We start from the raw sequence: 1,600 nt of genomic DNA, 5'->3' as shown, positions 1-1,600 counted from the left end.
GACATCGATCGTCACGCCCCGCAGCGCGGACTGACCTGTTTGGATGCTCACAGCCATGATCTGCTCAAATGCGCTCTCTTCCCCGAACGGCTTGTTGCTTCAAGCAACGATCCGTCGCTTGGAGGATCTCGGCCTTCAGACACTCCGGGCGACATCCACTGGGGACGCTGAGGCGGCTATCACCCTATTTGCCCAGTTCACCGACTGTATGTACCGCAGCTTTGCGTTAGAAGAGCGCTGGCTCAACACCTGGTTCTCTCCCGATCGGGATGCTCATGTCCGGGAACATACGCATCTGATCGAACTGACAGTCGAGCACTACATGAGCGTCATGACGGATGACCGGCTCACCTGCGCCTCCATACGTCGCGCACTTGAGGGAGCTATCTTGCCGCACATCGTCACTAGGGACCGTGCGCTCTTACAGCACCACCACACAGTCGCACCATGACTGCCAGAATGTATGGATTGCGTACGTCCTCTTTTTTGTTCTAGTATCTCAAAGCCTTCCCTTCGCACGGAAGGTGTTCCCATGTTCAGACCCGATGCCATGAAGCAACCCGCTCGCAGCCTTCTCTTGAAGAAACACGCTTCGTCCCTCAAGGCGAAGAAGCGGCTCGTCGTGTCCATTGAGTCTGTCCGGTCGACACCGGCAGTTCAGGAGCGCGCGGAGCAGCTGGCCGCTGCCGCTCGCCGTGCCAAGGAAGCCCATTTTCTGGACAAGTATCGGGTCACTTTGCCTGGCTGATGCTGACTGACGAGGGATATGGTTACCTCCCCATCACGGAGGTTGATCCGGCGACTCTCGGTACATTCTCGTGCGGAAAGCCGCGCCTAGACGATTTTCTGAGCGCACAGGCACTGGCCTTGCACAAAGCCAGACTGGGCTTCACCAACGTGGTCTTTCATCAGCAGTTCGAAGGTCCGGTCGGCTACTTCACCCTCGCCAACGACGCGATCAAGCTCAACGACTCTGAGAAGTTCGAGTTGGGGTTCGGTGAGCAGGTCGAACTCGCAGCCTTTCCCGCCGTCAAGATCGGGCGACTTGCCGTTCACCAGGACCTGCACCGTAAGGGTGTGGGCGTCGTCTTGATGACGCTTCTTCTCGGCGACATTCTCAACACGGCGGGCTTGTCCGCTGCGCGACTGATCGTTGTCGATGCGGACAACGACGACGCGGTCCTCCGCTTCTACGAAAAGCTCGGCTTCGAGACAAGCCTGTGGGCGGAAGAGATGGCCAGGAATCACACCAAGAAGCGTGCTAAGCCCCAGACGATCAAGATGCATCGGGACGTCTTCAAAGGCCTCTGAGTACGTCAGCTGCGCAGGGCCGTCGCACTCGAATGACATTTCCTCCGCCTCACCTCTCCCGCCAAGCCGTTGACGTTCAACGGCTTGCGCCGTCGGCTTGTAAACGGCGCTTATATGCATCCCATTACACACATCTCCCCGCCCTGTACCCTATCGTCCTGAATGGCGATCACACGGAGCGTGCAGATGAGTTGGGCGAAGCAGGAGTTTGAGACGATCGAGTTGGGCGATGCGCGGCTGAATCAGCGCGCGGTGCTGCTGGCCGAGCGGCTGGGCCAGAAGCCCGGGG

At 58.8% G+C, this 1,600-nt stretch carries 3 protein-coding genes; all 3 read left to right on the top strand.

Annotated features, from left to right (window positions below; all coding sequences use genetic code 11):
* The first annotated feature begins 532 nt into the window (after positions 1-532).
* Complete coding sequence (locus ZRA01_RS20185; RefSeq protein WP_141355162.1) at positions 533-748, top strand: hypothetical protein; 216 nt, start codon at positions 533-535, stop codon at positions 746-748.
* Positions 748-1,311: a GNAT family N-acetyltransferase gene (locus tag ZRA01_RS20180; protein WP_141355161.1), complete on the top strand. Its 564-nt coding sequence runs from the start codon at positions 748-750 to the stop codon at positions 1,309-1,311. The genes ZRA01_RS20185 and ZRA01_RS20180 overlap by 1 nt, the downstream gene beginning before the upstream one ends.
* A gap of 162 nt (positions 1,312-1,473) precedes the next feature.
* The coding region (locus ZRA01_RS21435) for an IS4/Tn5 family transposase DNA-binding protein (protein WP_218028780.1) at positions 1,474-1,600 on the top strand (127 nt) is incomplete at its 3' end.

It is taken from the genome of Zoogloea ramigera (assembly GCF_006539865.1).
GTDB lineage: Bacteria > Pseudomonadota > Gammaproteobacteria > Burkholderiales > Rhodocyclaceae > Zoogloea > Zoogloea ramigera.
The sequence above is the reverse complement of the archived record's forward strand: the minus strand, read 5'-3'. Positions and strand labels throughout refer to the sequence as shown.

Excerpts from the sequence above, each read along its gene's own strand:
- ZRA01_RS20180 (WP_141355161.1), top strand. The coding sequence starts at position 748 with ATGCTGACTGACGAGGGATATGGTTACCTCCCCATCACGGAGGTTGAT.
- ZRA01_RS20185 (WP_141355162.1), top strand. The coding sequence starts at position 533 with ATGTTCAGACCCGATGCCATGAAGCAACCCGCTCGCAGCCTTCTCTTG.